The following is a 25170-nucleotide window of genomic DNA, read 5'->3' as shown; positions in this document are numbered from 1 at the left end:
AAATATAATAAGAATAATGTCATATCGAAAAGAAGTAAAACAACTCTTTAGGAAAACATTTTTTCTTACTTTTGCGGTTTACTTGTTACAAACAATTGAAAAACACATTTTATTCAACTCACGAATAATTAAAAATAGAATCATAAACAACTAAGAACTAACAAGATGAAAAGTGATACTTTAGAAATGGATGATGCTTTGGAGCCTATACACAAAACTGACTTAATTTATGGAATAGACGATCGTCCTCCTTTTAAAGAAGCTTTTTTTGCAGCCTTACAACATTTATTAGCCATTTTTGTGGCGATCATTACCCCGCCGCTTATTATTGCCGGAGCTTTGGGGCTGGATTTGGAGACTACCAGTTTTCTGGTTTCTATGGCTTTGTTTATTTCCGGTATTTCTACATTTATTCAATGTAAGCGTTTCGGTCCTATGGGATGTGGACTTCTTTGTATTCAGGGAACAAGTTTTTCTTTTATAGGTCCTATTATAACAGCCGGTCTTGCTGGTGGATTGCCGTTAATATTTGGTGTATGTATCGCTGCCGCACCGTTAGAGATGATAATTAGTCGTACATTTAAATATATGCGTACAATTATAACTCCTCTGGTTTCCGGTATTGTTGTGTTATTAATCGGACTTAGCCTGATTAAAGTAGGAATTGTTTCATGTGGTGGTGGCTATGGAGCGATGGAGAACGGAACTTTTGGTAGTTTTAAAAATATAAGTGTTGCCGCTACTGTATTGTTAAGTGTGCTTTTCTTCAACAGAAGTAAGAATAAATATTTACGTATGAGTTCTATTGTTTTAGGACTAATATTGGGCTATGGACTTGCCTTTGGATTAGGAATGGTAGATATCTCGGCTGCTTCTTCTCAGAATCTGGGAGGATTTACAATTCCCGTACCTTTTAAATACGGATTGGATTTTAGTTTCTCTTCTTTTCTGGCGATTGGTTTAGTTTATATTATTACAGCTATTGAAGCAACAGGAGATGTTACTGCTAATTCAATGATTTCCGGCAAATCAATCGAAGGAGAATCTTATGTCAGACGGGTTTCGGCTGGTGTTTTGGCAGACGGATTCAGTTCTATAATTGCAGGAGTGTTTAATTCATTTCCAACCTCCATTTTTGCACAAAATAATGGTATTATTCAACTTACCGGTGTCGCAAGCCGCTATGTTGGTTATTTTATTGCAGGAATGTTGGTCTTGTTAGGATTGTTTCCTGTAGTAGGAATCGTATTTTCTATGATGCCGGATGCTGTTCTGGGTGGAGCTACATTGTTAATGTTTGGCACGGTTGCAGCAGCAGGGATACGTATAATTGCATCACAAGAGATTAATCGTAAGGCTACATTAGTATTGGCGGTCAGCCTTTCTTTAGGTTTAGGTGTTGAATTAATGCCTAAAATATTAGAAACTGCTCCGGAGTTCGCAAAAGGACTGTTTGCATCAGGAATTACCACCGGAGGACTTACCGCTATTCTTGCAAATATTTTCATAAGAGTAAAAGAAGAGAAAACAGCATAAGAAACTATGGAATTACTTAAACGACGTATCGAACAAGACGGAAAGTGTTATGAAGGCGGAATACTGAAAGTGGACAGCTTCATAAATCATCAGATGGATCCCAGACTGATGTACAAGATTGCAGAAGAGTTTGTAAAACGGTTTGATGGTGTGCAGATCAATAAAGTAGTAACTATTGAAGCCAGTGGAATAGCCCCTGCAATATTAGTCGGTTATGTCATGAATCTCCCGGTTGTATTCGTAAAGAAAAAACAACCTAAGACAATGGAAAATATGCTTAGTACGACAGTACATTCCTTTACGAAGGATCGCGATTATACTGTATGTATAAGTAATAATTTCCTGCAGGCGGATGATCATATTTTATTTATCGATGATTTCCTTGCTTATGGCAATGCAGCGCTTGGAATGATTGACCTGGCAGAACAAGCCGGTGCTACTATTGCCGGGATGGGATTTATCATTGAGAAGGCCTTTCAGGATGGAGGGAAAAAACTACGTGAGAAAGGTGTACGCGTAGAAAGTCTGGCAATCATAGACGATCTTTCTGATTGTAAAATAGTTATTAGACAATAATATATCTTCTATATTTTTATCTTTGTATTCTATACTTAATAGAATACAAAGATGAAAAAAACATTTTTTTACTTCCTTTTAGCCGGACTTTTGTTTTTTGCTAACTGTCTGGCTCTGGCGATTGTGCCTCCTCCCCGATTAATTGTTCGTGCTGACGATATGGCATCTTCCAGAGCTGCCAATATTGCTTGCGTGGAAACAGCCTTAAATGGTATTACAACTTCCATTGAGGTGATGGTGGTCTGTCCCTGGTTTCCTGAAACTGTTAAGATACTGAATGATAACCCAACGATTGATGTAGGACTTCACCTTGTCCTTACCAGCGAGTGGGATAATATGAAATGGCGGCCTCTGACGCATTGTCCCAGCCTGACGGATTCTAATGATTATTTCCTTCCAATGATGTGGCCAAACAAAAACTATCCCGGTCTGTCTATTATGGAGGCCAAGTGGAGCCTGAAAGAAATTGAACAGGAGTTTCGTGCACAAATAGAACTTGCGTTAAAGAACATTCCTCAAATCGGACATATTTCAGGACATATGGGATCGCTCTCTTTTGCTCCGGAGGTGTCTGAACTTGTTGCAAAATTATGTGAGGAATATAATCTCACAACAGTTGACCGTAAGGAATCGATGAATCAACACCAGGTTGAGTTTGTCGGTTATACAGGCTCAAATAAAACATATGAAGATAAAGAAAAGAGTTTTCTGGCAACATTGGATAAATTAGAAGGAGGTAAAACTTATATTTTTATTGATCATCCGGCATTGGATAATGAAGAGATGCAGACTGTAGGGCATATTGGTTATGAGTGGGTTGCCAAAGATCGCCAGGGAGTAACCGGGTTATTCACTTCAGACAAGGTTAAGAATAGGATCAAAGAAAAAGGCATTCAGTTAGTAACTTATAATGAAGTAACCAAAGCATTGCCAAGAAGCACTCCGGCGGCTGAAAAATTTTCATCTAAAAACATACAGAACTATCTGGCTGATGTAAAAAAGCAAGGTCAGGATTTGCACAGTTTAATGATTCTTCGTCACGGTAAGGTAATTTATGAAGAATGGCTTGGTGATAATGCAGCAAACAAGCCTCATATCCTGAACTCGGTCAGTAAAACGTTTACTGCTACGGCAATAGGTTTTGCTGTGCAAGAAAAACTGCTTACGGTTAACGATGAAGTAATTCTTTATTTTAAAGATTATCTATCTGCCGAAATATCGCCCAACCTGAAAGCTCTTAAAATCAAAGATCTGCTTACGATGTCTGTTGGTCATGATAAAGATCCGACCGGAGAGATACGGAAAGAAACAGAACCGGGCAGTTGGGAACGTCTTTTTCTGGCTACTCCGATAGTTCACCAACCGGGTACTAAATTTGTCTATAACAGTCTTGCTACATATATGTTGGCCGCAATTATCCAGAAAGTCAGCGGTGAGACATTATTAGATTATCTCTACCCTCGCCTGTTCCGTCCTTTAGGAATTGTTGGTGCTAAATGGGACATGAGCCCTTCCGGCGTAAATACCGGTGGATGGGGATTATTCATTAAAACGGAAGATCTGGCCAAGATGGGACAATTCATGCTACAGAAAGGCAAATGGAATGGTAAACAATTATTGTCCGAAGCTTGGTTTGATGAAGCTACAACTTCAAAAATCCAACAAGCACCGGCATGGGCTGCAGAAGGAACCAAAGTAAAAGAAAGCGACTGGATACAAGGTTATGGTTATCAGATTTGGCGCTGCAGACATAATGCATACCGTGCAGACGGTGCAAATGGGCAATTCATAATTGTATTACCCGAAAAAGATGCTGTAATTGTAACCACAGCAGATATAAATGATATGCAAGCTGAGATCAATCTGATATGGAAACATTTATTGAAAGGATTTAAATAGTAATTCTAAAAATTTTGAGGCGCTTCAACTTGTTTGCTGAGGCGCCTGGAAACGAAAGTTGAAGCGCCTCAACTTTCGTTTCCAGGCGCCTTAAAATTTTCTTATGCCCTACATTGTCGCAAAAATAAGCATTTGGCATGCTTTACAGTCAAATTGTAATCGAAGTTTAGTCTCTTTGTAAGTGAGATAAAAAGGCTCCTTATAAGGAGATTTTCCTTTTTGCCATACGGGACACCAACCCATACTATATCTCAGGCAATGCTTAGTAAACATCAAAGGAACGTCTTTACGAACAGCCGCCTCAAACGCCGGTTCTATTGTTTTTACACCACGCGCATAATAAAAAGACTCTGCTTTGCTATTCAGGACATTACCTAAATAAGTCAGTTGTTTTTCGGGGAAAGACAAAGATGCTGACGCAGGTTTGCGTTTTGCATATTCTTTGGGATAACTTATTCTGCGGTTTTCCAAAAGTTTCTCAACAGCTTTTCGTCTCATTTCCGCTAATAATGAAGATGGAACGAACCAGTCTTTGTCAAAACAAATACGAATATCGGACACATCAAAAGGAGAATTACCCAATTTAGATAGTTGGGCGCGAATATTATACTCCTGACTTTTACGTGCCGGTTCTTTGAGAAAAGGCTCGCTTATTATTGCACCTATTCCTGTTTCATCCGTCATACTTAATGTAAAGCCAAACATATTATCGGAAAACTCAATATCGACATTTATTTTTCTTTCTGCTGTCGGTTTATTCATTTCTTGTTCAAATGAATGATCGTAATTCCTGTATAATTGCATCTTTGGCTTTATTGCCGGCATATTTAGGGGGAACACCCGATTTGCTTCAACCCGATTAACCCGGAAGCCTTCCAATTCACCCCGACTGTTAATAAACACCAAACCGTCTCCGTTATTTAGTTGTTTGACACCTGCAACTGTGAAAGAATTTCCTTTTATTTCTTTGACTACACCAATAAGTTCCCCTTTTGATTTGGGACTATCAAAAGAGGTTATATCCGAAGTCCTTCCATTTAAAAAATAGTTGGTAAAACCCCGATTAAAGCTTTTCTCCGGAACAGGTTCAAAAGTATAACTGCTCTTTCCGACAGAAGAACGAATATATTCCGGTCTGCGATTTAATATGGCATCTAATTTCTTCCGATAGTAGGCTGTAATATTCTTTACATAAGCTACATCCTTTAAGCGTCCCTCTATTTTGAAAGAAGAAACACCGGCATCTAATAACGCTTCCAACTGATCGGAACGATTCATATCTTTGAGCGAGAGAAGATGGCTTTCGCTGACAATCTCGACCCCATTTGCATCGATCATTGTATAAGGTAAACGACAATATTGGGCACATTCGCCCCGATTTGCACTTCGCCCACTAAGCGCATGACTAAGGTAACATTGTCCACTATAGCTCACACATAAAGCGCCGTGTACAAAAACTTCCAGATGAACATTCGTTGCCTCATGAATAGCACGGATCTCATTTAAGGATAATTCTCGCGCTAAAACAACCTGATCGAATCCGGCTGATTCGAGAAAGCGGACTTTGTCTATTGTGCGATTATCTGTTTGTGTACTTGCATGCAAGGGTATCGGAGGTAAGTCTAATTCCAACAGTCCCATATCCTGCACAATCAGAGCATCTGCTCCGGCTCGGTATAAATCCCAGACAAGCATTCGCGCGTTTTCTAATTCGTGCTCATACAACAAGGTATTCAAAGCAACATAAATCCGGGCATTGAAACGGTGAGCATACTCACAAAGTGTAGAGATATCTTCAATTGAATTTCCGGCCATAGCTCTTGCACCGAATCTGGGCGAACCTATATATACGGCATCAGCTCCATGATTAATGGCTTCTATCCCGCAAGTGAGGTCTTTTGCCGGTGCCAATAACTCAATCGGACGAACCTTTTCCATAAATATTATCTTAGTTCACCTAAATTTGCGATATCGCTGATATTGTACGGAGTTTCCTGATAAATGTAGTAGTTCAACCAATTGGTGAACAATAGGTTTGCATGTCCTCTCCACAAGACTAAAGGGCCTTGTTCGGGATCGTCGTTTCTATAATAATTAACCGGAACGTCAATATCCAAACCTTTCTTCTTATCCCGTACATATTCATCTCCAAGCGTGTTAGGAGAATACTCCGAATGTCCTGTAATATAGAATTCGCGCCCACCTCGCGACATAACCATATAAACTCCGGATTCATTACTTTCCGAAATCAGTTTAAGTTCAGGCACACGCAGAATATCTTCTCTTCTCAATTCCGTGTGACGGCTATGAGGAACAAAAAATTCATCATCAAAACCTCTGAATATCGGCAATGACGAATCAGATATAGAATGTCGGAATACACCGAACATTTTTTCAGGAAGATCATATTTAGGCACCTTGTAATGATGATATAACGCAGCCTGAGCAGCCCAGCATATATAAAAAGTAGAAGTTACATGCGTGTGAGCCCAATCAAATATACCCGTAATTTCCTGCCAGTAGTTTACATCTTCATAAGGCATTTGTTCAACGGGAGCACCGGTTACAATCATACCATCATAAAAGTCTGAAGAAACTTCATCAAAGTTTTTATAAAATTCCTGCATGTGAGCTACAGGTGTATGCTTATGAGTATGCCCCTTTATCTTCATAAAATGCAGCTCAATCTGAAGCGGACTGTTACTCAACAAACGTACCAGATCAGTCTCTGTTGTTATTTTTAAAGGCATTAAATTAAGAACAATCATTCTTAACGGACGGATATCCTGTTCAGATGCACGAAGTGAGTCCATCACGAAAATGTGTTCTTTTTTCAACAGCTCAATGGCCGGCAGATTTTTTTGTAAGTTTAATGGCATTTCTCTTCCTTGTGATTATGTATGAAGAGCAAAAGTACAAAAAACGTAATTAATACGTCCTATTATGATCTTTCATTTCTTTCCTACAATGCTGCATACGACAGCATCTCCTGTTACATTAACAGAGGTACGAAGCATATCTAACGGACGGTCGATACCGATAATAAGAGCTAAGCCTTCTGCCGGAACACCTATTGATGTTAATACCATTGCAAGAATTACATAACTTCCACCAGGTATAGCGGGAGTTCCGATAGATGAAAGAATGGTCATAAGTATGACTACCAATAATTGAGAAAAACTCAGATCAATACCTAAAGCTTGTGCGATAAACAATACCGCAATTGTCTGATAACAACTCGTTCCATCCATATTAATGGTAGCTCCAATTGGGCATACGAACGATGTGACAGTCTCTGAAATACCTAATTTTTCCTGGATTGTACGCATATTAAAGGGTAAAGTGGCGACACTACTACTCGTTGTAAAAGCAAACAATTGAACGGGATACATAGCTTTCAGGAACTGTTTCACCGAAATTTCTGTAAAAAAATGAATAAACAGAGGATAAAACACCAGAAGAAAGAAGAATAGACAAAAGACAACAGTCAAAGCATAAACAGCTAACGCACTGAAAATAGAAATGTCACCATCAAAATCCACAATCAATCCGGCCATTAGTGCAGTTACCCCCCAAGGCGCAAGTTGAATGATATAATTTACCATACGAAGAACTATCTCGTCCATAGCATCAAAGAAACGTATGACCGGTTCTATCTTAGTATAAGGTATCGTTAATGCAGATAATCCAAAAAACAGAGCAAAAAAGATTACATGCAACATGCGGGAATTGTTAGATGCCGACTCCACAATGTTGGAAGGAATAACTTCATCTAAAAAGGCAAGTGGCCCTCTATCTGTATTTTGTTGTTTTGCCTCTGCTTCTTTTTCGTCAGCAAAAGCTTTGTATTGCTCTTGTATATGAGCTACAGTTTCTTTATTAACCAATTCACCGGGTTTAATCAATAAGCCTGCCCCCAGACCTATCAATACGGCGAACGTTGACGTTACAATATATAAAACAATTGTTTTGCCGCCAAGATGAGAAAAACGATTGATATCTTTCAGCCCTGTAACTCCTTTCACTAAAGAAAAGAACACTAATGGAACGGCAATCAACTGAAGAAGTTTTATAAATAAATGCCCCCAGGGTAATATCCAGTCTTTTATGATGTTCTGCAAACCTAAAGGCAAAGCAATTAATCCGATAATTATTCCCGCAGCCATTCCAAAAATGATCTGAAGATATAAAGGGATGGGCTTTGAATTCCTTTTTGACATAATTTATTTCGTTTATATCGCAAATGTACAATATATTTAAAAACAACCTGCCATTATGAGTATTCATTATCTAATGTCTGACAAATCTACTGTAGTTTCCGTTTCATATAATTTCTTATTTTTGTACTAAACCGAAAAAAATAGAGTATGCTTAATATAGGATGTCACCTTTCCGTTTCGAATGGATACGAAGCAATGGGCAAAGAGGCTTTATCCATTGGCGCAAATACATTCCAGTTTTTTACACGCAATCCACGCGGAGGTAGTGCTAAAGCTATCGTTAAAAAGGATGTGGATGCTTTGTTATCAATTGCAAAAGAAAATAATTTTGCTCCTATTCTTGCGCACGCACCTTACACGATGAACCTATGTGCTGCAGATGAAGGTATTCGTAAATTTGCTCTTGAAATGATGGCTGATGATTTATCAAGAATGGATTATTTGCCGGGTAGCATGTACAATTTTCATCCGGGAAGCCATGTTAAACAAGGTGTGGAAGTAGCTATTGAATATATAACGGGAGCATTGAATAAAGTTCTTTACCCCGAATTAAAAGCTACGGTTCTATTGGAAACGATGGCTGGAAAAGGAAGTGAAGTAGGACGAACCTTTGAAGAACTGCGCCAGATTATTGACAAAGTGGAATTAAAAGATAAACTTGGGGTTTGTATGGACACCTGTCATATCTACGATGCAGGATACGATATTGTAAATGATTTAGAGGGCGTGCTGAACGAATTTGATCGGGTTATTGGTTTAGAAAGATTACATGCCATTCATCTGAATGATAGTAAGAATCCATTTAACAGCCATAAAGACAGACACGAGACTATCGGAAATGGATCATTAGGATTGGATACATTTAAAAAGGTGATTAACCATCCCAAATTGAAGCACCTCCCCTTTTATTTGGAAACACCCAATGAATTGCCGGGTTATGCTGAGGAGATAGCTTTGCTTAAAGGTCTTTATAAAGAAGATTGATCAGAGTATTGTTAACTTTGCATATTTCAACAAGAGGTGTTTTACTCCTGAATTTTTAAATGATACGGTTGCTTTGGCATTGCTGCCTTCACCTTCGAGGGCTGTTATTTCGCCTTCACCAAATCTGTCATGACTTACCCGTGTGCCTACCTTATAGTCTCCGCTATCGGAGACTGCAGTAGCAGCAGTTTCTGTGTTAAGCTTAGTCAGTTTTTGATGATTGGAAGTAGGCGTTTGAACGGAAACAGGTTCACGTCTGGAAGAAATAAAAGAAGTCCCTTCACTACTAAAGCGTTGTCGTTCAAATGAAAAATCGTCCGGTTTTGATTCGGCTTCTGATTCACCCGGAATTTCTATGTATTTATGATCTATATCTTTCAGGAATCTGCTGGGAATACAGATCATGCTCTTCCCGTTACGGAAACGACTCTTTGCGTACGTAATAATGCAATTTTCTTCTGCCCGGGTAATGGCAACGTAAAATAAACGACGCTCTTCCTCTAACGCTCTTTGACTGTCTTTAGACATCATAGAAGGAAACAAGTCTTCTTCTAAACCGACAACAAATACGTTTTTAAATTCCAACCCTTTTGCAGCATGAACCGTCATCAGAGTTATTTTATCCGTATTCTGGTCTTTAACATTATCCTGATCTGTTAAGAGAGCAACTTCAGAAAGGAAATCACTTAGTAAGACATGCTCTACCCCTTCTTCTCGCTTCATTTCACAGTATTCAAGAATTCCTTTTATTAACTCCTGAGCATTTTCAAATTTGCTTTGTCCTTCTACAGAAGAATCCTGTGCTAAAGCCGACATGATACCGGTTTCTCTCATGATCCGGTCTGTCAACTCGTCTAAAGACTTTGTCTGATTATCTTCCTGAAAAGACAAGATCATCTCCTTAAACGATTGAAGTTTTGCAGCAGTACCGCTATTGACGGGTAAAGAATAGGATAATGGTGTGCAAAGGACGGTCCACAAGCTTACATTATACTCATTTGCTGCATCTGATAATTTGGAAAGCGTTGTATTTCCGATACCTCGTGCGGGATAATTTATGACGCGCTTGAGTGCTTCCTCGTCATGCAGATTCACCACCAGTCGGAAATAAGAGATTATATCTTTAATCTCTTTGCGCTGGTAAAAAGATAAACCGCCATATATACGATATGGCATATTATGTTTGCGCAAGGCCTCCTCAATAATACGGGATTGAGCATTCGTACGATACAAGATTGCAAAATCGGAATACTTGTGTAGTCTATTAGCTGTACGAAGTTCCGCTATTTTCGCTGTTATGGTATAAGCTTCTTCATAATCCGAATAAAGCGAAATTAAAGAAAGTTTACTTCCTGCTTCTTTTTCAGAATAAACATTTTTCTCAATCTGATTTTCATTTTTATGGATTAAACTATTTGCTGCTTCCACTATATTTTTAGTTGAACGATAGTTGCGTTCCAACTTAAAAATACGGCAACCGGGAAAATGATTTTTAAACTGAAGAATATTGTCAATATTTGCTCCGCGAAAAGAATAGATACTTTGTGCATCATCACCCACAACGCATATCCTACCATGCTGTTCACTAAGACGAAGAACAATCAGGTGTTGAGCAAAATTAGTATCTTGATATTCATCCACTAATACAAACTGAAAGAAGCTTCTGTATTTGTTTAATACCTCCGGATGATCACGAAAAAGAATATTGGTTTGCAGTAACAAATCATCAAAATCCATAGCGCCCGCCTGAAAGCATCTCGTTTGATATCGTTTGTATATATCACGTATAAGCGGTACGTTACTCCGCATATCGCCCTCAATAAGTTCTCTGCTCTGTTCGTAGGCTTTATAAGTGATCAGTGCGTTTTTTGCATTTGAAATACGAGCTTGGATCATTCCCGGACGGTACACTTTATCATCCAGCTTCATTTCCTTAATTATTGATTTGATAAGACTTTTTGAATCTGCCGCATCGTAAATCGTAAAATCAGAAGGATAATTTAAAGCCGTAGCTTCATAACGGAGAATACGAGCAAAGATAGAGTGAAACGTTCCCATCCAAAGCCGACGTGCAGCCTCCGGTTCAGCAAGTTTTCCGATACGCTCTTTCATCTCCCGAGCAGCCTTGTTCGTAAATGTCAACGCCAAGATGCTTTGTGGCGGAACCCCTTGCCTCAGCAAATAGGCAATCTTATACGTAAGTACTCTCGTCTTCCCTGAACCAGCTCCAGCTATAACCAAAGATGCCCCATTGATATATTCCACAGCCTCACGTTGGCTGGTATTCAACTGTTCTAAAAACGCTTTCACTCTTCCCCAATATTTATTGCCCACAAAGTTAACAATTAATCAAAACAAACACCCCTGACATGATTTGATACATATCAGGGGTGTCTTATTTTCAGAGTGAGGGGAAGCTCATTATCAAGTGCTAAGTTGAACAATAGTTTTACCCCTCACTACATACCAAAGGCTTATTCCCAACCTCTTGTTGTTTGCTTTAGAAGAGGATTAGAATTTAAAATTCTGGAAGGAATAGGGAATACTTCATAATCTTTGTCTGTTTTATCAACTTCCTTATCCCACCAAGCATCACTATAGCGTCCCCAACGAATCAAATCTATACGTCTTCTGTGTTCACCAAGGAATTCACGTCCCCATTCATCAATAAATTCTTGATCCGTTAATTTGTCCGGATTTTTTTCGTAGCTATACTTTGGCCACTCTACCGGAGGGTAGTTTCTATACCTTACATCGTCTAATAATTTTGCAGCAGCAGCTTTATCACCAGTCCTATATTTACATTCTGCTAAAGAATAGTAAATTTCAGCTAAACGAATTTCGGCTATAGAATTAGACATAAACAATCCATGCGTATGAGACAGAGGACCAAACTTCATCAGGCGAACACCTGAATTTTCTTCACCGGTAGTAACTTTTGAACCTTCAGCCCATCTATTATTTGGTTTTTCAGAGAAGCGGCCAACCTGGTCAACAAAAACTAATTGTTGGCCTGTCCATTCTTCTGATCCGGTTACAGGTTTGGATTTGTCATAACCATATCCTTTTTCTTTATCAAATTCATATTGCGGACCGACTAAGAAAAATCCCTTTGTATCACCCGCATCGTTGATTACTTCATAATTCTGTTTACGATAATCCACGTCAGCAAACTTTTCATAAGGTTTACCCAATGCATAGTTATAAAGATTTCCTTCTAAGTCTCGCGATGGAGATAAATGAATACCATTATATCCATTCCAACCGTCTGTATCCAAAATCGAATTTGATTTATAATGATGGAAAGCAGAATACATCCAACCTAATTCATAAACATTGCGTTTATGTGGCCATTCAAACAAATTTTCAGGAGAAGAAGCTCCCACAAGAGAACGATGGAACGGACCTCGATAATCAGGGTCAATAGCAAATGTACCATACTTTCCATCAATAATGTCCTGTGCAACAGCCGCGCATTCAGTGTATTTAGGAGTACCAATCCATTTTTCCGCATTCAAATACATACGTACTAACAAAGCTGCTGCAGATCCTTGAGAGAAATGTCCAGGTATTGCTTTGCTTTTCAACATAGGAAGTACCTCTTTTATTTCCTTCTCCATGTAATCAAATACTTCCTGAGGAGTTGATTGCTCTTTTAACGTTGTAATATCTTCTACAATCGGTACATACCGGAAGAAATCAATCAAAAAAGTATAATACCATGCACGTAATGCACGAAGTTCACCAATATAATTAGCTTTTTCGTCCTCAGTAACACCTAATGTCGCAAAATCTAACGTCTCGAAATCCATAAGTAAACTGTTTATTTGGGCAATACCTTGATACGGCCCTACCCAACTGCCATTTACTTGATTTTGCAGATAGTCCCAGTTATGAGCATGCAAACGTACCCACTGGCCTTCATCCCAGCCATGTTTTCCTTTCTGTGTCCAAACGAAATGATCTGCTGTTAATTCCTGAAGATTCCAGCGGTCACCATCCCAAGCACACCAATGTCCATGTTCATAAGGACGTAATACTGCCGCTTCTACAGAATTCTTGTCTGTAAAATAGTTTTCTTTAGTTAATTCATCAAATGGCTCTTCAGTCAGGTCCGTACATGAAGGCAATGATACCCCAAAAGCAAGAGCTAACAGATAATATTTTATATTTTTCATATACATCTACTTTTTTAGATTAATAGCTAATTTGTACACCAAAAGTCAAGTTGCGAGCTGTTGGATAAACATCCATTGGATTCGAATCATCTGCTCCACTACTACGAATACCAGGCCATAATCCAGTTGTTCTGATAGAAGAAGGATCCATACCTGAATAACTTGTAATAGTAAACACATTTTTCAAAGTGCTATAAAGACGTAATGAAGAAATCCATTTTGACTTGATTTTGGGAGTCCAACCGAAAGTTATGTTATCTAATTTCAAGAAGTCACCTGATTCAATGAAATAGTCGCAAACTTTTTTACCTCCAAGTATATGTCCATTCTTTTCATAAGCAGAATGTAACAAGTTAACTTCAGGCTCTGCCTGCAATCCGAAATACATTTGTTCAACATTCAGGATATCGTAATCAAATCTACCACGGAAGAATAATGATAAATCAAAATTCTTATATGTAAATGTATTACCCAAAGATAATTCCCATTTAGGTGCACCGTTTCCAATATAAGTACGGTCAGAATCTTGTGCGTCATCTGCTAATATTGTTTCCGCACCGATTTTGCCACCTTTATAGATCATTATACGACCTTGGTCATCAACACCTGCATATTTATATCCATAGAAAGAACCTATTTCAACACCATCTGCCAATCGTTGAGCAGAACCCGGATTTCCGGGAGAAGGAAGTCCGCTACCATCTATATAACCTTTTGTATAAGTTGAATTAGAGAAAGATTTTAATTTTGATTTAGTATAAGAAACAGTAGTAAATAAAGAATAATTAAAATCCTTTGTGCGAACAGCATCCCAGTTTAATTGTAGCTCAAAACCCTTAGAAGTTGTTGTTCCAACATTTGTCCAAATATTTTGGTGTAAGAAAGGAGGAACTGGGGCATCATATTCTGCAATAACATCTTTTCCTTCACGTAAGAACACATCCAGATTACCACTTAAACGAGAGTCAAACAATGTATAATCAATACCTAAGTTATAAGAGATTTGTTTTTCCCAGCTTAAATCATAATTGGGATTATTTCCCGGGCCATAAACCTGTATCCAATCTCCTTCGCTGCTAATCTGCCATCCGTAACCAGTGTATTTTGCTAATGCAATATATCGGTCAAATCCTGAACGACCGGTTACTCCATAAGAGAAGCGTAATTTTAAATCATCAACAGATTCAATATCTTCAAAAAAAGATAATCTGGAGAATCTCCAGGCAGCAGATGCCGCAGGAAACGCACCCCATTTATGATCGTTACCAAACTTACTATTGCCTTCATAGCGAATAGAAGCAGATACTAAAAACAAGTTATCGTAATCATAATTTAAACGGCCCAAGAAAGCAATTGTTTTTTCTTTTTCCTTCTCAGAATCCATACCTAAACGTCCATCTGCTTTATTCCATTTACCTGCGTCAAGATTATTCCATTGAAACACATCGCTTGGAAAGTCCATATTCTCTGCATAGAATTTTTCCCAGTTAAACTCTTGATATGAGTATCCACCCATGACTTTAAAGTCATGCTTGTCTATCTTAAAAGAATAGTTACCAACCCATTCTAAAGTCCAGTCCACCCAGTTTTCCTGTTCTAAACGGGCGCGACCTGCACGGTCATTATCAATAGACTCACGATGATTCTTTGTGTAATATTCTTTTTGTTTTTTATTATGTCCCTGACGACCTAATTTTAACTCAGTATTTAAGTTTTCAAGAATATTTAGTTTGAGATTAAAATCTACAGTTGAATATTCATGATTCGCTTTGTGCTCACGTTCTGTAAGATTTTTAATCGGATTCCATTCATCATAACGACCTTTGAAGTATTCCATTTCATCTTTATCAACAGTAGGATTCAGTTTCGTAGCAACACGGAATGATCCGTAGTCAGTATTATCCTGTTCAGTAACACGATATGAGATATTACCTCCTACTTCCAATAAACCTTCAAGTGTAGTTTGTTTAAAACTACTTCTTAAACCATATTCTTTTCTGTTTGTTACAATATCAAGTCCTTCTTTTTCTTTATAGTTAGCAGAAATTCGGAACAGAGTTGTTTCACTACCTCCTGATAATGCCAGATTATGATTATGTCCGAAATTATCTTTGTTTAATAGTTCATCATACCAATTCGTACGACTTTTAAAATCTTTTGCACGACCCTTTTCTACAAATTCCTCCGGAGAAAGAATATCAGGTTTAGCCGCTACAAAATCGTGATCTACATACCCGTCATAAGTAATTTTCACTTTTCCGGCTTGACCTTGTTTTGTTTGAACCAAAATAACACCATTTGCTCCACGAGATCCATAGATTGCTGCTGCAGATCCGTCCTTTAATACGGTGATAGATTCAATATCCTGTTGTGCAAGGTTACGAAGATCACCACCAGGCATCCCATCAATAACAATTAACGGACCGTTACCTGATTTTAATGACGATGCTCCACGTACTTGTAAACCGGAAGAAGCATTAGGGTCAGCTGCCGCAGTGCTCGAAACAGTTAACCCAGCAACACGACCGTCAATCATTTGCATAGGGTCATTTACGGCTCCGCTTAAGAAGTCCTTGCTTCGCACACTTGTTACTGCAGTTGTCAAGTCTTTCTTCACTGTGCTACCATAACCAACAACAACTACTTCACTTAAAGTTTGAGTATCTTCATTTAAAATAATATTAAACGAAGATTTACCCAAGATTGAAATCTCTTGTGAAGTATAACCTATATATGATACATGAAGAATTGCATTTTCGGGAGCTTCTATTGAGAAGTTTCCGTCAAAATCTGTAATAGTTCCGTTTGTAGTTCCTTTAACTGTAATGTTTGCTCCGATAATAGGTTCACCATTCTTATCTTTTATGGTTCCTGTGATTGGTTTACCTTGTTGAGGAGCCGGAGTTGAAGTCATCAATATTTTTTTATTACTTAAAATAATCTGTCTGTCTTCAACCTTATAGTCAATATCAGTATTATCAAAAATTGTTTTAAGAATTTTTGAGATTGATTGGTTTGAGACTTCCACATCGACTCTTCTGTCGATATTCACTTGTTTACTATTATATAAAAAATAAAATTCTGATTTTTCTTCAATAGTATTCAAAACCTCTTCTACAGTTGCATTATGTAAATCAAGCGATATTTTAGCAGACTGAGAATAAGAAACTTCTGCTCTTGCTTGTACAAGAAGTAAAAATAATAAACATACTGTCATTTTCATAACAATGGGTATTTTACGCCATAACCCATAAAGGGGATTATACGTTTTGATAAAATTCAATTTATTCATACGTTTACATGCTTTTATGATTATTTTTTTAATTAATCGTTTGCACAGCTCGGCTAAAGTTTTAGTGCAAACAGGAAAGTACATGCGGGGAATTTTTCCCTGCATGTTTTTTACATTCTGATCATTTTAATTCATAGGCTAACATTTTAATTTTAAGATTAACAATTCGTTTATCGCACTCTTCTGATTTATATAAGTGATATAATCACTTTTCTCTTTGTATAAGATTCATCGTTTTTTTGTTTTGGTTCGACATAGTGCCATTTAATCGGAGATGCTTTTTTTATCAAATTCAATATTTCAGTCAGGCTTTCAGTTGTAAATGTTGCAGAGAATTCATACTCTTTCAATGCTTCATCTTTCAGTTCAATAATTACATTAAAATGTTTTGACAATCGATAAATAATTTCGGGCATTTTTGCCCTTCTGAAAACTATTTTTCCATCTTTCCAAGCTGTAGCTACAGTTAGATTAGTATTCATAACATCGATATTTTTAGTCTGTCTATTATAAATGGCAATCTGCCCCGGTTGGATCACGTTAAAAGAGGTTTCTCCTATTTGTTTATTAACGGATATATTACCATTGACAAGCACTGTGCTAATCCAGTTTTGATCTTCATATGAATTAATATTAAACTCAGTACCATAGGCGCATACAGAAAGATTATCATCTAATTTTACTTCGAATTGTTTGTCAGGATTTGCTTTCACAATAAAATAGGCTTCCCCATTAAGATTAACACTCCGTAATGAATTAGAGAAAGATCGCGGATAGACTAATGTACTTCCTGAGTTGAGATAAACCTGACTGCTATCCGGTAAAATAATTTTAGAAACAAGCCCATAAGCAGACTTAACCTCTATAAGTTCGTTTGCAGCTATGTTTTTTTCAAGAAGCATCCTGCCGCCTATAAAAAAGACAATAAGTAAAGGAAAAAAAACAGCCATAGTCAGAATCTGAAAAGACTTAGCTATTTTGTCCTTTAATTTAAGAAGAGATAATTTAAATGATATTTTCTTCCAATGCTCTATAGTCTTTACATTATGCAGCAATTGTATTTTATTGACTGCATTAATCAAAAAACGTATATCCTCAACCTCCTGCTGCAAAGAAGGTGATTTCTCAAGTTTTGTCTCAAAAGATATACGTTCATCATCAGACAAAGTACCTTCGAGATATTTTAGAATATGTAGTTCTTCTATATCCAATTTTAGCTCCGTTTTATAGATAGACGTAATGAACGCACAATACCCTATGCGTTAATAGATATTTTTATTAACAAAAAAATAATTAATTATACACTGTGGTGATTACCAAAGAAATAAAATGTAAAAAGGAAGATAATCTTTCAAATCTTTTCTAAGTGTTTTTAAAGCGCGAGTCATATATGCTTCTACTGTTTTGACAGAAATTTCACATTCTTCAGCGATTTCACGATATGTTTTCCCTTCAAATCGGCTTTTCTCAAATATTAATCGTATATTTTCCGGTAATTTTTTTAATGCGACATTCACTGTATCTTCAAGATCAGCCAATGAAAGTATGTCTTCCTGAGAATATAACTGTTCATTATTATTAAAACTTGATTCTTGATAACGAATTTCTGTTTCTTTTTTTCTTAAATAATCAAGGCAACTATTTTTAACGGTTGTAATCAAAAAGTTACGAGTTGAAGTCTTAATATCCAATTTTTTTCTGTTCTTCCATATTTTCAGAAATGTATCTTGTACGATATCTTCACATGTATCCAAATCAGAAATATATCGCCGGGCAAAAATAGTTAAGGATGGAAAAAAATTCACAAACAAAAGACGAAATGCATCTTCATCATCTTTCATTGCTATTTTCCAAAATAATACATCAACAGAAACTATAGTTTCTTCTTTCAGCATATATTAATCCGCTTTGAAATTAATCAGAAAAATCATCAAATATACTCTTCAGGTCTTGTTCAAATCCTGCAATATCCTCTCCTGTCGTGTCCCATGAGGTGACAAGTCTTATCTCATATTCAGCTTCGTTCCAAAAGTAAAAATAATACTTTTCTCTTAACTTAAGCGCAACCTCAGATGGAGCCGTGAAAAATAATTGATTGGTTTCCGGTTTTTGTGTAAATTTTATTTCCGGATATTGTTTTAATATATTGTATAATTTAGCTGCAGAGATATTGGCTTTCATGGCATTCTCCAACCATAAATTATTTTCAAGGTAAGGGATAAACTGAGCGGATAAATAACGCATCTTTGAAGCAAGCTGGGCAGATTGTTTCCGATAATATTGCAGATGTTCTGTTATCTCTGGTCTGAATGAAACCACAGCTTCTCCCATCATCATACCGTTTTTCGTTCCTCCAAAACTAAGGATGTCCACTCCCATATCAACGGTTATGCTGCGCATGCTACAATTCAGATATGCGCAAGCGTTGGCCAAACGCGCACCATCCATATGTAAATACATATTGTGCGAATGTAATAAATCAGCTATCCGGCGAATTTCTTCATGTGTGTAAACAGTTCCCAGTTCTGAAACCTGAGAGATATAAACCACTTTTGGTTGGGAATGATGACATACACCGAAATTGATTAATCGTTCTTTGATCTGCTCAACGGTTAGTTTTCCATCGTTTGTACGAATAGGAATAACTGCTGCTCCCGTCATCCTCGCCGGAGATCCACATTCATCAACATAGATATGTGCAGTTTCTGCACAGATTATACTGTTAAATGACCGGGTAACAGCCTGTAGTGCAACCGTATTCGCACCGGTTCCATTAAAGACAAGAAAAGCATCACCTTTATCTCCGAAAATTTCTTTTATTTTATCTTCTGCCTGTTTTGTCCATTCATCCGAACCATACCCAACGGCATGATCTACATTTGCATTTACTATTGCCTCCATTACAGATGGATGTACACCGGAATTATTATCACTTGCAAAACTTCTCATCTCTTTCTTATCGTTAAATATAAAATTCTATCGGATCATTTTTATCCAACATACTACGTATTCTTATTTCTGAGGTTTGTTGTACTAAAGAATAAGGTGCTACACTATGTGTCAACCAGGCATTTCCCCCTATAACCGAATCATGTCCGATAACGGTAGTTCCTCCCAATATTGTTGCTCCGGCATAGATTACCACATTATCTTCAATTGTCGGATGCCTTTTCTTATTGCTCAAATCTTTCGTTACAAACAAAGCTCCCAACGTCACCCCTTGGTATATCTTTACATTATCCCCTATTATGGTTGATTCTCCAATCACAATTCCCGTTCCATGGTCAATATAGAACGAATTACCGATTTTAGCTCCCGGATTAATATCTACCCCCACTTTAGAATGGGCATATTCTGAAAATAAGCGAGGAATAATCGGAACTTCTAATTCATATAACTCATGTGAAATCCGATAAACTGTCAACGCAAAAAAGCCCGGATAAGCAATAATAACTTCTTCGACCGACCCTGCTGCGGGGTCATTTCTGCTAAATACCGTTGCTTCATCATAGAGTTGTTCCTGCATCCAGGGTAGCTTTTCAAGAAAAGCATCCGCTACTTTTTTTGCCTTTTCCAAACCAAGTAGTACAGACATATTTTCTACAAGAACCGAGTAAAATTTATATAAAGCCCGCTCTCCGGTAATACCATTTGCACAGATAGGAAATAGCACATGGTCAACCAATGTGTCGAGTGCATCGTAAAGTTTCTTTTTATCGATCTCTAATCCCTTTGATTTAGAGATCAATCGTCCTGCGATTTCTGAAATATCAGTCATTTCATCCTTAATTTGTCAGCAAATGTAAGCATTAGAAACCATTTATTAAAGAGCTTATTCTTTCATTAAGGCTATCAGCCTGTAACAATTGTTCAATAGAAAGGTGCATACGATATCGCCAATAATGGTTTGTTTGCGCAGGTATATTAATCCTCTCCGCTTTTGCATCAGGCCTCCTTAGTTGTTCATCTATTGCAAGCCAGTCCTGCCATGGAATAATGGTCAGCATAGAAGGCGATGACAGATGGTTCAATAGTATCTGTTTGGCAATGTCACCCGTGCATTCTTCAGGAGCTTCTCCTTCACGCTTTAATACATTATTATAATAGCGTTGCGTTTTATTCCGATCTTCTGTCCACCAACTTCTGATAGGACTCATATCATGCGTGGACGTGGTACAGACTGAAAAATAAGGTAAGGAAGTCAGGTCTGCAAATTCTACTCCGAAAGCTTTTGGCATACGCTCTATTTCGAGACTCAGTAATTGTAATTTCGTCATTACTTCTGGAACCGTTGCCGGTATCATTCCTAAATCTTCACCGCAAACCAACATTTCTGTTGAATCCACCAAAGGTCCTAACTTTTCATAGGCCTGTTCTTTCCAGAACTGATTATGACGATGGTAAAAAAAGTTTTCGTACAAATGATTATAAGCGTCCTTTTCACTACCGGTCAACTCCCTATATAAAAAAGAGGAAGACGCAGATATACGAGGGTGGAAAAAATCCTCATTGTTTGGATCTCTTAGAAACAAGACTTCATTTGCTATCGCAAATAGCCCCGCTTTAATTCGGATAGATTTTGGATCATTCTTCCCCTCAAACAAGTGTTCTATCTTACGTTGCGTATCACAAAAAGATTTCAAAACGAAGTGGTTGGAAGATGATTGTGCCAGATAACTTCCTTTAACTTCATCGGTATATTCAGCAAATAAATCAGGCAGAAAATGTTGATTGATATGTGGAGATGTAAATCTTTTTTCATCAAAACAAAGTCCGAATTGTTCAATTTCATTGATAGAAAAAGGTAAAGAGGGATTAAAATGACCACAAAGTCCCTGTACATATTCTTCCGGTATCTCCCAGATACGAAAGAAACCAAGAATATGATCGATTCGGAAACAATCAAAATAATCATTCATTTTTGCAAATCGTTTTCTCCACCAGGCATACTCATCCATTTTCATTATGTCCCAGCGATATGTCGGGAAAAGCCAGTTCTGCCCGACTACAGAGAAATCGTCAGGAGGAGCACCGCTCTGACCGTTCAGATTAAAATAATCCGGTTCTGTCCAAACCTCCGCGCTATGCCGGTTTACCCCTATTGGCAAGTCTCCTTTTAATACAACACCATTCATTCGGGCATACGCCGTAACTTCCCTGAATTGTTTATCCACAATATATTGCAGGTAATAATTAAGAGCTATTTCAGGATAAGCCGGATTGGTAGGCGAACAAAGTCGGGTTATTTCAGCTTTGTCATAACTCGCATATTTCTCCCATCGACTGAAATCAGCAGTTCCATATTTATCCCGCAAATAACAGTATGCTGCATAAGGAACTAACCAAGAGCCATTCCTTTCAAAAAATAAACGGAACTCGTCATTATCTATTAGTTTTAAAAAACCTTCCTGATTAATGAACTCTTTGCAATATGCCATTTTAACATCAACAACAGCCTCATAGTCAATTTCTTCTTTTGCGTTTAATTCTTGCTGCTTGTTTTGATAATAGACATTTCTTTCTGGATCGTTCAACAATCCCATCTGACGCAGGTTAATATACATCGGATGTAAAGCATAAATTGACATTGCGCTGTAAGGATACGAATCGAGCCAGGTTTTTGTCATCCGAGTATCATTCATTGGTAAAACCTGAACGATACATTGTCCTGTTTTCTTTATCCAATCAATAAACAAACGCAAATCACCCAAGTCTCCCACCCCATAACTTTCGTCTGAACGTAAAGAAAACACCGGAATTACTGTTCCTGCTCCTTTCCAGAAATCCACAATAGGAGCATAACGAAAAGATAAACCGGATACAAAAGCAGACTCACAAGTATCTGTCAGAAAAGGATAATTAAGTATTCTGTTTTCACCTTCTTCCCAAATACAGGAAGATTTATCCTGCTCATTACATATCAGAAATTTATACGTAAGCGGAAATGTAATCTCCGAAGCATCTAATGCGATATTCCAGATTGCTCCTCCCGCAGGATACATTCGTAAAGATTCTGAAGGTTGCCAATTACCCAGTTTATCCTGATCACCTGTTAAAGCAATATACTCCTGCTTCCCTACACGTGGGGCAAAAACAGAAATCGTCAGACGTTCCCGACATAACAAACGATCCTGAACACGAACCTGATGATAAAAAAGAGCCTCAGTAAAAGCAGAAGAATAGAACGGTAAATCAACAGGAATATCCAACCAGGCATCATATACTATACAACAACCATTCTGATCATTCAGGGGCAGTGTATGTCCCCTGTTCCACTCTTTAGATACCACTTCCCCTTCAGAACGGACACAATAAAAATAATCTACCTGTTTTAAATTGTCGGGCAAATCCAATTCTAATTTCCAAAGGCCATCCCCTGCAAATATCATCTCAGGAGCAATCGCATCTTCCCATTCCCCTAACTCAGGAACAGAACCAACAATACACAATGACTGCCCCCAAACTGTGTTGTATTTTATATTGAAAACAACCCTCATATACTTATCTTAATTAATAAAAGGCGAAGATATAAAAAGAAGGCCACATTAAAGATGTAAAATCTTTTAATACCAAATCATTATATGCAATATTCACAATATGCATAATAGATCCATAATTCAGATTAAAAATATACTGATTTAACCCCTTAAAATGGGCTCTGTTTTTGTTGTTGAAAATCAATGTAAAAATCGGCGTAAAAATATAAAGGTTATTTTTGCAAAAATAAAGGACATAATTGGAAAAATATCCTTTATTTTTTTTTATTTATTCTAATGCTTCAAAAATCCTCTTAAAAGATGTCCGTCGATCGGTGGTTTTCTGCTTGCTTTGAATTCTGATTCTACGTTGTTAAAAAGTAAAAAAAGTCCCAACTCGCTTTTGAAAGCTTGTTGAGACTTTATAATGTTGTTCTACCAGAAGTAGAAGCCGGATGGGACGCCTTGCGAATGAAATACTATCTCTGTGTGCTGCCTTTGGCTGGTGAGTTGTAAAACGAGTTCACTGCTGGAAGAGAAAATGACCTCTGGAATGACTATTCTTTAGAGCAGTTTAAAGAGTTCCAAGTCAACATGATACAACTGTTAGGATTGAAAGGGGATTAAGTTCCCCTTTTTTATCAGATATAACAAAATAGTTATATTGTAATTTGGAGAAACATAACAATATCGTTATATTTGCATCGTACAAATGATCTTTGATATGAAAACATCAGAGTTTCTGAAAAAAGCTGCTAAGGCAGGTTGCTATTTTGTAAGCAATGGTAAAGAACATGATGTCTGGTATAGCCCTATTACTGAAAGGTACTTCAGGGTTTCAAGACATCAGAGCCAAGAACTTAAAGCCGGCACACTTAACAGCATGATGAAAGATGCGGGGTTGAAATGACCTCGCACATTTGTACAAAGTGACACGGCGTTTTCCGTGAATATTAATACTCTTAAATATGAAACATCAAGCTATCGTGGAATTATGGGATGACGGAACGTATAGCATCTATGTTCCGGATATGAAGAAACATAGTCTTAATGCGCAAGGATCAACAGTTGAGGAAGCTAAAAACAACTTACTGGTAGCCGTTGAGGATTATGTTGATATGTACAAGGATATGGGTAAAGCAATACCTAAAGAGATTAACAATCCGACCTTTGAATACAAATATGATATTGCGTCATTCTTTGATTACTTTGATTGGATAAACGTATCACGGTTGGCAGAAAAGGCCGGAATAAACGCTTCCTTATTACGTCAATACAAAAAACGTATTACTTTCGCTTCTGAAAAGCAAAATGTAAAGATACAAAATACTGTGCATCGCCTTGCAGAGGAATTATTAGCCGTTCGGCTCTGATAATATCAGCCATTTGTACACACAAAGCCTTATTCCTTTCGGGAGTAGGGCTTTTTTATAGACCATGAGAATAGTACCGAAACTTCCGCCGTATTACTCAGCAGAAAACTCGGGACCAGTCCAACCAACGCAAAACTTCGTTCGTTAATCGAAAATAGGTGTGCACAATTTCATGCTGTCCCTATCTGGTGGCTAAAAATTCGGCAGCCAAAGGGATATAGAATCACTTTGCTAAATGCAAGTACGGATTGTATTATAAAGGCTGTGAAGTTTTTTTTCCTATCATAATGCGCGCATATTAAGGAAAACTCTAAAGTGTACTTCAAACGTAGCGAGTCGGAAATGGCAAGCGTCATGCTCGAACTCGGTAATAAAGTAAGAAAAAACCGAATTTTCAAAGACTTGTAAAATAATGATAATAGATTTTATGAATTTGTAAAAGGGATATTTGGGGATCATCATAAAAAGATTGCTTTGCATTGGTTAAGTAGTCTTTTTTGTAGATGTTATGGATCAGTCCGAAACCCCGGTTGTTATTACACTTGGATTATGTCGTTTTTAATGGGATTATCTCGATAGGTTAAAACAAATCGTGGACAGCAAATATAAAAAAGTGAAATAAAAAAAACAAAATAA

General features: G+C 37.5%; 17 protein-coding genes. 6 read left to right on the top strand and 11 right to left on the bottom strand.

From position 1 onward, the window contains the following. The first annotated feature begins 165 nt into the window (after window positions 1-165). From PHT93_RS12660 to PHT93_RS12650, 3 genes are read left to right on the top strand one after another with little or no spacing between them, the layout of a single operon-like run. Window positions 166-1536, top strand: a complete 1371-nt coding sequence (locus PHT93_RS12660) for a nucleobase:cation symporter-2 family protein (protein WP_300243558.1) — start codon at window positions 166-168, stop codon at window positions 1534-1536. A 6-nt stretch (window positions 1537-1542) separates the two neighbouring features. Continuing rightward, window positions 1543-2112, top strand: a complete 570-nt coding sequence (gene xpt, locus PHT93_RS12655) for a xanthine phosphoribosyltransferase (protein WP_300243555.1) — start codon at window positions 1543-1545, stop codon at window positions 2110-2112. Between the two features lie 51 nt (window positions 2113-2163). Then, on the top strand, window positions 2164-4011 hold the full coding sequence (locus PHT93_RS12650; protein WP_300243553.1) for a ChbG/HpnK family deacetylase: 1848 nt from the start codon (window positions 2164-2166) through the stop codon (window positions 4009-4011). 108 nt (window positions 4012-4119) lie between these two features. Here PHT93_RS12650 and PHT93_RS12645 read toward each other — a convergent pair whose 3' ends face one another. The 3 genes from PHT93_RS12645 to PHT93_RS12635 form a co-directional block, all read right to left on the bottom strand. Beyond that, complete coding sequence (locus PHT93_RS12645; RefSeq protein ID WP_300243551.1) at window positions 4120-5949, bottom strand: U32 family peptidase; 1830 nt, start codon at window positions 5947-5949, stop codon at window positions 4120-4122. A gap of 5 nt (window positions 5950-5954) precedes the next feature. Next, window positions 5955-6890 carry a homoserine O-succinyltransferase gene (gene metA, locus PHT93_RS12640; protein WP_300243549.1) on the bottom strand — a complete coding sequence of 312 codons (936 nt, stop codon included), beginning with the start codon at window positions 6888-6890 and terminating at the stop codon, window positions 5955-5957. Between the two features lie 72 nt (window positions 6891-6962). Next, window positions 6963-8231: a dicarboxylate/amino acid:cation symporter gene (locus tag PHT93_RS12635; RefSeq protein ID WP_300243547.1), complete on the bottom strand. Its 1269-nt coding sequence runs from the start codon at window positions 8229-8231 to the stop codon at window positions 6963-6965. A 147-nt stretch (window positions 8232-8378) separates the two neighbouring features. Here PHT93_RS12635 and PHT93_RS12630 point away from each other — a divergent pair, with 147 nt between their 5' ends. Continuing rightward, window positions 8379-9215 (top strand): deoxyribonuclease IV, encoded by an 837-nt coding sequence (locus PHT93_RS12630; protein WP_300243545.1) that lies wholly within the window; start codon window positions 8379-8381, stop codon window positions 9213-9215. Here PHT93_RS12630 and PHT93_RS12625 read toward each other — a convergent pair whose 3' ends face one another. The 8 genes from PHT93_RS12625 to PHT93_RS12590 form a co-directional block, all read right to left on the bottom strand. Beyond that, the gene (locus PHT93_RS12625; RefSeq protein WP_300243560.1) at window positions 9216-11525 is read right to left on the bottom strand and encodes a UvrD-helicase domain-containing protein; all 2310 of its coding nucleotides are present in this window, start codon (window positions 11523-11525) and stop codon (window positions 9216-9218) included. A gap of 164 nt (window positions 11526-11689) precedes the next feature. Then, a complete protein-coding gene (locus tag PHT93_RS12620; protein WP_300243543.1) occupies window positions 11690-13393 on the bottom strand; it encodes a RagB/SusD family nutrient uptake outer membrane protein in 1704 nt (567 codons plus the stop codon). 19 nt (window positions 13394-13412) lie between these two features. Continuing rightward, window positions 13413-16685 carry a SusC/RagA family TonB-linked outer membrane protein gene (locus tag PHT93_RS12615; RefSeq protein WP_300243540.1) on the bottom strand — a complete coding sequence of 1091 codons (3273 nt, stop codon included), beginning with the start codon at window positions 16683-16685 and terminating at the stop codon, window positions 13413-13415. Window positions 16686-16873: 188 nt separating this feature from the next. Continuing rightward, window positions 16874-17896: a FecR domain-containing protein gene (locus PHT93_RS12610; RefSeq protein ID WP_300243538.1), complete on the bottom strand. Its 1023-nt coding sequence runs from the start codon at window positions 17894-17896 to the stop codon at window positions 16874-16876. 102 nt (window positions 17897-17998) lie between these two features. Further along, on the bottom strand, window positions 17999-18580 hold the full coding sequence (locus PHT93_RS12605) for an RNA polymerase sigma-70 factor (protein WP_300243536.1): 582 nt from the start codon (window positions 18578-18580) through the stop codon (window positions 17999-18001). 19 nt (window positions 18581-18599) lie between these two features. After that, entirely contained in the window at window positions 18600-19634 is a 1035-nt protein-coding gene (locus PHT93_RS12600) for a low specificity L-threonine aldolase (RefSeq protein ID WP_300243534.1), read from the bottom strand. 13 nt (window positions 19635-19647) lie between these two features. Beyond that, window positions 19648-20463, bottom strand: coding sequence for a serine O-acetyltransferase EpsC (gene epsC, locus PHT93_RS12595; RefSeq protein ID WP_300243531.1), 816 nt, complete (start codon window positions 20461-20463; stop codon window positions 19648-19650). Between the two features lie 31 nt (window positions 20464-20494). Then, window positions 20495-23182, bottom strand: coding sequence for a 4-alpha-glucanotransferase (locus tag PHT93_RS12590; RefSeq protein ID WP_300243529.1), 2688 nt, complete (start codon window positions 23180-23182; stop codon window positions 20495-20497). A gap of 703 nt (window positions 23183-23885) precedes the next feature. Here PHT93_RS12590 and PHT93_RS12585 point away from each other — a divergent pair. Together PHT93_RS12585 and PHT93_RS12580 are read left to right on the top strand one after the other, a co-directional pair. Further along, complete coding sequence (locus PHT93_RS12585; RefSeq protein WP_300243527.1) at window positions 23886-24071, top strand: type II toxin-antitoxin system HicA family toxin; 186 nt, start codon at window positions 23886-23888, stop codon at window positions 24069-24071. A gap of 58 nt (window positions 24072-24129) precedes the next feature. Next, entirely contained in the window at window positions 24130-24534 is a 405-nt protein-coding gene (locus PHT93_RS12580) for a type II toxin-antitoxin system HicB family antitoxin (RefSeq protein WP_300243523.1), read from the top strand. Window positions 24535-25170: the final 636 nt, after the last annotated feature.

This window comes from Massilibacteroides sp., assembly GCF_028705895.1.
In the GTDB taxonomy this organism is placed as follows: Bacteria; Bacteroidota; Bacteroidia; order Bacteroidales; family Tannerellaceae; genus Massilibacteroides.
Note: the sequence above shows the minus strand (reverse complement) of the source record. Positions and strands in the feature narration are given on the sequence as shown.

Bases quoted from the DNA above. Each gene is read 5' to 3' on its own strand.
- PHT93_RS12630 (WP_300243545.1), top strand. From the start codon at position 8,379: ATGCTTAATATAGGATGTCACCTTTCCGTTTCGAATGGATACGAAGCA.
- PHT93_RS12585 (WP_300243527.1), top strand. From the start codon at position 23,886: ATGAAAACATCAGAGTTTCTGAAAAAAGCTGCTAAGGCAGGTTGCTAT.
- PHT93_RS12660 (WP_300243558.1), top strand. From the start codon at position 166: ATGAAAAGTGATACTTTAGAAATGGATGATGCTTTGGAGCCTATACAC.
- epsC (WP_300243531.1), bottom strand. From the start codon at position 20,463: ATGACTGATATTTCAGAAATCGCAGGACGATTGATCTCTAAATCAAAG.
- PHT93_RS12615 (WP_300243540.1), bottom strand. From the start codon at position 16,685: ATGAATAAATTGAATTTTATCAAAACGTATAATCCCCTTTATGGGTTA.
- PHT93_RS12620 (WP_300243543.1), bottom strand. From the start codon at position 13,393: ATGAAAAATATAAAATATTATCTGTTAGCTCTTGCTTTTGGGGTATCA.
- PHT93_RS12650 (WP_300243553.1), top strand. From the start codon at position 2,164: ATGAAAAAAACATTTTTTTACTTCCTTTTAGCCGGACTTTTGTTTTTT.
- PHT93_RS12605 (WP_300243536.1), bottom strand. From the start codon at position 18,580: ATGCTGAAAGAAGAAACTATAGTTTCTGTTGATGTATTATTTTGGAAA.
- metA (WP_300243549.1), bottom strand. From the start codon at position 6,890: ATGCCATTAAACTTACAAAAAAATCTGCCGGCCATTGAGCTGTTGAAA.
- PHT93_RS12580 (WP_300243523.1), top strand. From the start codon at position 24,130: ATGAAACATCAAGCTATCGTGGAATTATGGGATGACGGAACGTATAGC.
- PHT93_RS12635 (WP_300243547.1), bottom strand. From the start codon at position 8,231: ATGTCAAAAAGGAATTCAAAGCCCATCCCTTTATATCTTCAGATCATT.
- PHT93_RS12600 (WP_300243534.1), bottom strand. From the start codon at position 19,634: ATGAGAAGTTTTGCAAGTGATAATAATTCCGGTGTACATCCATCTGTA.
- PHT93_RS12590 (WP_300243529.1), bottom strand. From the start codon at position 23,182: ATGAGGGTTGTTTTCAATATAAAATACAACACAGTTTGGGGGCAGTCA.
- PHT93_RS12645 (WP_300243551.1), bottom strand. From the start codon at position 5,949: ATGGAAAAGGTTCGTCCGATTGAGTTATTGGCACCGGCAAAAGACCTC.
- xpt (WP_300243555.1), top strand. From the start codon at position 1,543: ATGGAATTACTTAAACGACGTATCGAACAAGACGGAAAGTGTTATGAA.